The following is a 223-nucleotide window of genomic DNA, read 5'->3' as shown; positions in this document are numbered from 1 at the left end:
AAAAAACTTTAATTGAAGAGTTTGATCATGGCTCAGATTGAACGCTGGCGGCAGGCCTAACACATGCAAGTCGAGCGGTAACACAAGGGAGCTTGCTTCTGAGGTGACGAGCGGCGGACGGGTGAGTAATGCCTAGGGATCTGCCCAGTCGAGGGGGATAACAGTTGGAAACGACTGCTAATACCGCATACGCCCTACGGGGGAAAGGAGGGGACCTTCGGGC

At 54.3% G+C, this 223-nt stretch carries 1 rRNA gene; it reads left to right on the top strand.

The annotated features are described in order from the left end of the window. Positions 1 to 9 precede the first annotated feature (9 nt). Positions 10 to 223, top strand: a 16S ribosomal RNA gene (locus H5202_RS24900); the annotation flags it as partial.

This window comes from Shewanella sp. SG41-4, assembly GCF_014164505.1.
Lineage (GTDB): Bacteria > Pseudomonadota > Gammaproteobacteria > Enterobacterales > Shewanellaceae > Shewanella.
Note: the sequence above shows the minus strand (reverse complement) of the source record. Positions and strands in the feature narration are given on the sequence as shown.